Raw genomic sequence first — 8,855 nt, 5'->3', positions numbered from 1 at the left:
TCCCTCTTTACTCAGTTCATACACAATAGCGCAGACGTCGAGATCAACGAAAACCAAGTTCAAGTGAGCCTGAAGAAAAAACGCACCCTGCCTGCACTCTTAACAGCCATGGCACAAACCAATCAGACACCTATACCCTGGTTGGGAAACAGACAGCTAGTCTTCTCAGGCGCTTCTCGCTCATAGCTTTTTAGGGTTCTAACTTTGCCGTGAAAATCGGTGGTCATTGCCGGCGCTACGATAGCAACAGGAGGCGTTGCAGGGGTAATGATGGCACTTGGCTATGGTACCGTCGCTGCTGGGGCTGTTGGATTTTGCGCAGGTGTTGGAGCTGGCGCAGCAATGGGTGGAGTTAGCAACATAGGCGGAGCTGTTTCGGAGATGATCTATCGCGACAAGAGCGCAAAAGAGGCGTTCGAAGCTGCCGGCTTAAATACGCTGCAAGACGCCAAGACCGCAGCTATCTATGCTGCTTCAACTGCAACTGGAGTCGGTGCAGCAACAAAAGTTGCTCAACACCTGCTGCGTACACCAGTTAGTTTAGCTAGTCGAGCTATAAGCGGCGTAGTTACAGGATCTGGTGCTGCGGCAACTTCTACTACTATAAACACTACTGAGCGCTATATTGTTGCGATGAATGAGTTTAATACTACCTATGGTCATCTTCCCCGTCAGAATCAACGAGAACTCTATGATCGGTTTATGGAGGCGAGAGGACTTGGTGTTAGCCAGATAGCTAGAGATACTTCGTTAAATATTGGTGTTGGCATTGTTTCCGGCGGAGTTGGTGGCGGCGGCAATGGATTGAGGGAGGGACTGAAAGGAAGTGTTGGCAGGGAGTTGGCGGTACTTGGCGCGGAGTCGGCGGGTGATCTTGGTGCGGGCATGGGCTTTGCGGCGCTAAGAGCTAAACTCGAGGGCAGAGAACTTTGCTACGATGAGGTGGTGCAAGAAGTTGCAAGCGCGGTTAACGGAACTATGCAAGGTAGCGTAGGAGCTAATGCTGCGTGTAGGATAAGGGCTATGCCGGCTACCGATTCTCGTCCCGCTGTGGCTTATGTCAGACCTGAGACGATGAAACATATAGTCGAAAAGGTGCATCTACTGGCTGGTGAGGATGCTGGTATTGCTGCGATAAGAGCGGATACCACATCTGCGTTTTTCTACGAGGGCTCAAACTCGTATTTAAATAAACTTGGACTTAAGCAAAACACAATTGTTTTACCTAGTAGTGGCAAAGTCGGAGAGCGCCCAGATAAACTAGAAGTTGCTGCAATGATTGTTCATGAAAAAGAACATGCTGGTGGTGGCTCTGAATATTCGGCAACCCTCGCGCAAAGAAATTACGAAGCAAAGACTCGAAAGGGTTTGAGGCCAATCAGTGGCGCTGAGGTTATGGCGTATCTAGAAGATTGCGCGAAAGCTGGTAAGTATGCAACTCATGAGATTGAGGAAGCTAGAATAGAATATACTATGGACATGCTTTCCAAAGCTAAGGAAGGTCACGCTATCACATTAGATACCACCATGCAAAAAGTACTTCTAAACGCACTGGATAAGCATGGCAAGGAATTTAGTTCTGTCGATGTCTCTCGGGCAAGATATAATGTCGATTCTGGCGTTATTGAACAGCAGTTACAGAAGTTGGTGGGAGCTTGCCTTGAGTACTATGCGGATGCTTATCCACATGAGATTTCAAAGAGTGGAATTCGAGCAGTTATAAGTGAGCTTGATCAAAAAGCACTTGATATGATTAAAGCGAGTTATAACGATAGGAGTAATGATCTTAACTTAACCAAGTTAAAAGCGCTTCTCGAAAATAATTCTGGGTTTAGTTTAGCAGTTGCTGATGAGTTAATAAACCATCGAATGGGTTCGTCTCTCGCTCAGTATCTAGGGAGTTTTAAGGGCGTCGACCATAGCGATATTGCAACTAAGCTTATCAACGCTGGCGAGGGTGATTCTGTTGCAGAACATATACGGAATTTTGATAGGCTCTACCATAAGGATATTGCGATTAAACTAATCGAAGCGACGGATTGTTCAGCTCTTGCCGTATGTCTAGGGGGATTTAAGGATCTGGACAGTAACGTAGCAATTAAACTTATCGAGGCTGGAAAGAATTGGAATGTCGCCTTTGATTTGGCGAGTTTTAGGGATTTGGACAGTAACGTAGCGACTAAACTTATCAACGCTCGCAGGAGTTATTATGTTGCAGAGCGTCTACGGAGTTTTGATAGGCTCCACCATAAGGATATTGCGATTAAACTAATCGACTGTAAGCATGAGGAGTTAGTAATTAAGCATATACGTAGTTTTAATGGCTCGGACCAAAGCGATATTGCGGCTCACCTTATCGCGACTGGACACGGTAAGGCCGTTGCAGAAGATATACGGAATTTTGATAGCCGCTACCATAAGGATATTGCGATTAAACTAATCACGGCGGGAAATGGTGGGTATGTTGCAAAGTGTCTAGGAAGCTTTGATGGCCTCGACCATAAGGATATTGCGATTAAACTAATCACGGCGGGGAGTGGTGAGTATGTTGCAAGGTATCTAGGAAGCTTTGATGGCCTCGACCATAGCGATATTGCGATTAAGCTTATCGAGGATGGGGCGGGTTTTTATGTTGCAGTGCATATAGAGAATTTTGATAACCCGAACAACGAACTAGCGATTAAACTCATCGAGGCGGGAGAGGGTGAGAAGGTTGGAACAAAAATTGACCGCTTTATGCTTGCGCAAGGTCTGGACACTCCTATTGGAGAGGTGTTCAAATTATGTTCAGAGCCTATGCGGGATGTGGTCGGGACATTTGAGTTAAGAACGATTGGGGAGATGTGCGACTTTGCTTCACGGGAAAGGCAATTCGTAACATATCTTGGAAAAAGTTCGTCCACACCTCTACATCTTAATAGGGATGATATTGCGTTTGCCGTCAAAGAAAAAAGATATGTAGACTTGACAGAGGCAGAGCTATTAAGACGAAATGGCGTGGAAATACAAAAACAGAGCTGGGATGGGCAAAAGGTTTTTGAGGTGTTAAGAAAGCACAGCCCGAACTGGTCTGATGAAGCAATAGCCAATCAGTTTGAGCGAGGGGCCAGTGCCTTTGGTTACGACAAAATGTTTAACTATATTTCTAGAACGGATATTAGTAAACACGACGCGCTTATGGAGTTTCACAACGTCATTGCTCTGAAAGAACATCTAGAGATTCCTTCAGACACCTTCTACAACAATATTCTTGCGCAGGTTAAAAGCGACAATCAAACTTACGAATCGGGAACGTCCTATCACGAACTAAACTCAATTGTGCAAACGACAAACCATAACAAGATCGAGGAATCGCTAGAGGTGGTAAAGCGGTATAAGGATCTGGATGGGCTAGCTGAGCTTGCTCAAGCATTTAACTCAAAGGAGGAGGTTGTTCGTTCTTGGAGCAACTTAAAGCGGTATGATTCGTTTAGACGCTTGTTGGATGATGCAGAAGTATTGGAACAATTGAAGGAGTTGAAGCAGTCTTCTCATCGGAGTCTCTATAATTTTTTGGAAACGATAGCTTTTCACAAAGCCAGTCGTGTTAATATGGACAGAGCAATAGAATTCTGGAAAGACCCGGCGAAGTTTCTTGATATTGGGGATATTGATACGCCGGATGAAATACATAGCTTAAAAAAGCCCACGAACTACATACAGATCCCTCATCTAGATCTAACGCCGGAGCAGCTCCGCGATGCACTGGTAGATGGAGTGCTGGATAGGATACAGGTCATTAGGCCACTTGAAATTACATACGAGTTTCCGAAGCAAGAACAAATTATTACGTCCACTAGAGAAGCACTTCAGGATGCCCTAGGGACAAGAGCTGACGTTAATCATTGGAACAAGGAAAAGAGAGGTTCGCTCTACAAAGAAGTCGCAGGTGTCCTTAACCAGGCGGGGTTGAAGGGCAAGGATGGGGTAATACGGTATCTCAAAGGAGAGCCGATATCAAGAGATGTCGAACTAGCCCTAGAAAAACTTTTGTCCAGAAAAGAACTCAATGCTGTTGCTACTAGTGAAACACTTTCTGTGATAGCGAGAATACACCCCAAGAGTAGCGCTGATGGCGTTCTAGCTGGCAATGATTCGGCGTGTTGCATGCCGTTTGGCTCGGGTAAAAATAATATCTACATGTTTAACCCGAACACTGCGCTGTTTACGATTGGAATACTCAATGCAGAAGGTAATAGAAGAACTATAGCTCAGAGTGTGATAACTAAGGATAAGGACGTTCGAAGGAGAGTTTCTGAAATAACTGGCGAAGCACGTACCGCCGATGCTCATATAGAGGAAATACTTCCAGAGGATATCCTACGAGAGGCTAAGACCTATCTTGCTGCTGACAATGTTGAAGTTGCCGAAAATTATCGAAACGAACGGACCGAGAAAATACTAGACGTGGTGTATCGAGATTTCTTCTCTGAGTATATGAATAAATTTAGCAAGGAAGAAGGATTGGAGCATACGTTCATACCGATTGGCATAACTAACAGCAAAGCATTTCTTCACTTGGAGACAACTAAGAACACCTTCCTTCCTTTAGCGCCGGTTGCCTACTCAGATAAGCTTGGCCCTGATGTCTTTAAGCTCATGCTTGAGCCCAATACTACAAGATTTAGAAGAGAGGTGAAAACAACAAGTAATGCCCATTCTCTAGGAGCGGAGATTCGTAAGGAAAACGCCGTAGACGTTGCTGGAGTGTATCCGCTTTCGTTTACCGACGCACTTCCGGTTGCTTATATCGAAGGGAAGGCATATTCGGACAATAGTGGCTTAATCCAATGCTTACACAATATGGAGAATTTGTTAATTGGGGTGGCGATAAACAACGCTCAGAAAGACCGTCCGAATATGAGTTTGAAATATACGGACCCTGAGGGCAGGATGCGTGGGTATCTCATTGCCTATGAGGGACGGATGAAGGATGACTACGCCGCTAACGCCAGCGAACCGGTAATATACATAACAGATTTTGCAGTTGGCCAAGACAGTAAACTGGCAGCAGGAAAAATGTTGAAAGCATTTACTAAACTCTATTATGAAAATTATTTAAAACCAGGGAATGCCATTCCTATACTCGCTAGCATGCGCGAGCACACGGCATATCGCTTAATGAAAAGGCATTTGGATAATATCAGCCAGGAGCTTAATGTTGAATTCAAGCTAGATGAATTTGACACTTATGAGGTAGGAGAAGATACGATGCATCAAGTGTTAATTCGCCCCGTGATGAAGTAGAAAGCTCGATAAGAAAAAAATAAGCCTACTCGCAGGAATGTATCACTCAGAGGTGACGAATGGCTAAGAGATTCGCTTAACCTCATTCATAGCTAATAACATTACGTCGCTGCGCTCCGTTTAATAGAGAAAAAACCCAATGACCGTCGCTCACGCTCCTACCAGACTATTGACCAACTTTATTGACAATTATAAATACACTTTAGGTGGCCGAAGTCGCTAGAATACGAAGTGATGCATCCTCGCAAGGATATGTGCGTAAGCGTAAGGAGCGCGTGTTCGGTGTTATTGATTTGGCCGTAGATAATATGCTACTTTTGCCTAATAAATCAGCATTGCGAGGCGAGCATTCATCCCGGGAGATTTTTTCATATGGCAAAAGATATCAGTTCAGCTAGGCTAATTACTGCGCTTAAGACCCCGTATCTAAGCGATGGTTCTATAGATTTTGAGACTTATGATTACTTGTTGGATTGCCAGATTCGGGGTGGTGTTGATGGCGTCCTAGTTGCAGGTACTACTGGTGAAGGGCACTTGATGAGTTCCGAGGAGATAGTGTCGCTTGCCAAACATGCAATTGAAAAAGTTGGTAATCAAGTGTTGGTAGTCGTAAATTCCGGCGGGAATGATACGAAGAAGGCTAAGACCTTAACCGAAAAAGTTATGAAGCTCGGTGCGGATCTTACTTTGCAAATTAATCCCTACTATGGAAAAACTTCTGAACGCGGGCTGTTTCAGCATTTTAAGGTCCTTTTTGATATAGCCCCTGGGATAATATATAACGTGCCAGGTCGCACGGCGCAGGACATCTTGCCCACCACTATGCACAAAATTGCTGAACACAAAAATTTTGTGGGCGTAAAGGAATGCATGGGTTCGGAGCGAATTAAGGCATACGTCGAGCGGGGTATAAGGTGTTGGTCTGGAAATGACGATACTGCCTTTGACAGTCGCCATAATTGCGGCGCTACAGGCGTTATTTCTGTCGTTAGCAACATTGTTCCCGCTCTAATAGCTCGAATTATGGATAAAGCGGACAAGCATGTAGACGAACAGCTTCAACCGTTGTTTGCATGGGCGTTTTGTGAACCAAATCCGATTGCACTTAACACTTGTCTAGCTATGACAGGTGCGACAAAGCCCGTATTTAGATTGCCGTATGTGCCGCTTACATTGGAACAGCGAAGGACAGGTTTAGCTATTCTTGAAAAGTTTGACTCGGCCGACATAGTTGGCAAGCGGCTTTCGTTAATGGAAGATAGTGATTTTATTGTAGTCTAAAGGCACCTAGTGGAAACCTGCCGATGTTTCTTTAGGAGACATAGCGAGAGGCTATCGGCTTCTGTTTAGCGGATTTGTGTCGTTCTTTTAGTTCAATATCTATGTACTTGTCAGTAATCGCGCTTGAGCTGTGTCCAGCATCGTCGCGGACGTGTTCGCGCGGCCGAATTTTTACGTCATCAGATATGCCAGTATGGCGCAGCCAGTGTACAGTAGCCTCCATCAGTGCGTCCGCTTCGTCAAACTTGTCGTTTTCCTTGAGCTTAGCTACGGCTCGATCGAAACAGAGTTGGACTATTTCTCTTAAATAAGTAGTGCTGCTTATAGGGCCACCTCCTCTGTTCCTCGGCAAGAGTGGAGAATCGTCAGAAGGTGCTGGAAGTGCCGATAAGCCCAAAAATTTTCTCCATCTCCTAAGCGCCTTAAGCATGGCGTCGCTTACTGCAATCTGGCGCTCCTTGTTGCCTTTACCAACGGTAACAAACCACCAAAGGCCATCGTGATCTTTTCTAAAGTGATTCATTAGCGGAGTCCAGCGGCTCGAAGCGCATAACTCCGAAATGCGAAGGTACATGGAATACAGCGCTGACATTATAAACATCGTTCGCTCGTGTTTAGCAGGGTCGTCTTTTGCTAGTTCTTCTGCTACCTCAATCACCGACAGCCATTGCTCCTGTGTTAAACGGCGAATTTGCGGCACTCCCTGCCTTCTTTGAACGAATTTGCTCTTTTGCCTAATTAGAGCCACTGGATTTACGGCGACGTAATCTTCCTGCAGGAGGTAGTTAAAGTAACTGCTTAGTATTGCTAGCATCTCTTTTATGGCGCCATTAGAAAGCTTAAAATTTCCTTTTTCTGGTCGCTTTCCTTCTTTATGTTGCTTCTTTGAAATAGTTGCGACAAAGGGGCGCCACTCCGGATTTGGAATCCTCCCTCCGTCTTTACTAATAAACCGAGCAGGTTTTTTTAATCCTATCCAGGAGTGTGGTGGTTTTAGGCAAAATTTTGCGAAGTTTTCGATGTCGTCTCGCTTTAAGTTAGCAATCGTCTTGTGAGCAATCTTCCAGGTCCAGTGCAGCAACCGCTCTACTTCTCGTCTATATGAGTTAAATGTTCCAGCGCTGCCTATGTAGCTTCTCAAAAACTGCGCGGTAATCTCGCAGTCGTTCGTTTGCCGGGCGGTTAGTCCGATGGACGAAAAATCCTGTTTGCTAATAAACTCTAGCGAGTCGAATAGAGGTTTAAGTGCTAAAGGTTTGCTCATACTATGGACAATATTTTTTCACATCGTAGTATAAGTGCGTATCGGAAAATGCTAGCATTCCGAAACACACTATGTGCCTTGCGGAGTCTAGCATTCTTTTTAGTAACTTGCTTATTTTTTGTATAGGTATTTTGATGAATATCGAAACTCCCATAATTCACCTAACTATTCCACTCATTGCTGCCGTGATTGGTTGGGTAACAAACTACATCGCAGTCAAGATGATCTTTCGCCCGAGGCGTCCCATAAAGATCTTGGGAGTAACTCTTCTGGGTCTAATACCCAGGAGACAGAGAGAGCTAGCGCAGACTATTGGCCATACCATTGAACGGGAGCTCGTTTCGCACGAAGACGTTCAGCGCGTTCTTTCGAGCAAGGGAGTTCATCAAGAGGTATTTAACATTCTCGAGCAACATATTGACAAATTTTTGAAGGGGAAGTTAGGGCAAAATCCCATGCTTGGCATGTTTTTGCAGGGCGAAATGGGAGAATCTATTAAGAAGATGTTATTGGATCATTTGAGCACGGTGTTGCCAGAAGTGTTGCAATCTCTAGTGGAGCGAGTTGAGTCAGAGCTTAGCTTTAGTGAGTTGGTGACCAATAAGATCGAGCAATTCGATCTAGCCAAGCTGGAGAGCATAATATACGAAATCTCTTCAAGAGAGCTAAAAGCAATAGAAATCCTAGGAGGAGTGCTGGGCTTTTTGATTGGGTTGATACAAGTGGGTGTCGTAGTCCTTGGCAATATGTATTGAGGGCGTTTAAATGACAAGAGAAGAGCGAGCCAAGGGAATTCTACGCATATTAAATAGGCTATATCCTAATCCTCAGGTTCCGCTCAATTATTCGACTTCCTTTTCCTTGTTGGTAGCAGTTCTTCTATCGGCTCAGTGTACCGATAAGCGAGTTAACTCCGTCATGCCGAATTTACTAGCCGTAGCTGACTCGGCTGCGAAAATGGCGATTGTGCCACCAAAAATTATTGAGGAAATAATTCGTCCTTGTGGTCTTTCTAAGCGGAAGG

At 44.9% G+C, this 8,855-nt stretch carries 5 protein-coding genes; 4 read left to right on the top strand and 1 reads right to left on the bottom strand.

Annotated features, from left to right (window positions below):
• Positions 1-267: 267 nt before the first annotated feature.
• Complete coding sequence (locus tag IT291_00435) at positions 268-5,286, top strand: hypothetical protein (GenBank protein ID MCC6219688.1); 5,019 nt, start codon at positions 268-270, stop codon at positions 5,284-5,286.
• Between the two features lie 372 nt (positions 5,287-5,658).
• Complete coding sequence (gene dapA, locus IT291_00430; GenBank protein ID MCC6219687.1) at positions 5,659-6,567, top strand: 4-hydroxy-tetrahydrodipicolinate synthase; 909 nt, start codon at positions 5,659-5,661, stop codon at positions 6,565-6,567.
• Positions 6,568-6,598: 31 nt separating this feature from the next.
• Here dapA and IT291_00425 read toward each other — a convergent pair whose 3' ends face one another.
• The gene (locus tag IT291_00425) at positions 6,599-7,831 is read right to left on the bottom strand and encodes a tyrosine-type recombinase/integrase (protein ID MCC6219686.1); all 1,233 of its coding nucleotides are present in this window, start codon (positions 7,829-7,831) and stop codon (positions 6,599-6,601) included.
• Positions 7,832-7,965: 134 nt separating this feature from the next.
• On the opposite strand from IT291_00425, the gene IT291_00420 reads away from it, so the two are divergent.
• Entirely contained in the window at positions 7,966-8,586 is a 621-nt protein-coding gene (locus tag IT291_00420) for a DUF445 family protein (protein MCC6219685.1), read from the top strand.
• A 10-nt stretch (positions 8,587-8,596) separates the two neighbouring features.
• The coding region (locus IT291_00415; GenBank protein MCC6219684.1) for an endonuclease III at positions 8,597-8,855 on the top strand (259 nt) is incomplete at its 3' end.

The sequence above is a fragment of the Deltaproteobacteria bacterium genome (assembly GCA_020845775.1).
In the GTDB taxonomy this organism is placed as follows: domain Bacteria; phylum Bdellovibrionota_C; class UBA2361; order SZUA-149; family JADLFC01; genus JADLFC01.
The sequence above is the reverse complement of the archived record's forward strand: the minus strand, read 5'-3'. Positions and strand labels throughout refer to the sequence as shown.

Coding starts and splice junctions, on each gene's coding strand:
- IT291_00435 (MCC6219688.1), top strand. CDS start 268: ATGATGGCACTTGGCTATGGTACCGTCGCTGCTGGGGCTGTTGGATTT.
- dapA (MCC6219687.1), top strand. CDS start 5,659: ATGGCAAAAGATATCAGTTCAGCTAGGCTAATTACTGCGCTTAAGACC.
- IT291_00425 (MCC6219686.1), bottom strand. CDS start 7,831: ATGAGCAAACCTTTAGCACTTAAACCTCTATTCGACTCGCTAGAGTTT.
- IT291_00420 (MCC6219685.1), top strand. CDS start 7,966: ATGAATATCGAAACTCCCATAATTCACCTAACTATTCCACTCATTGCT.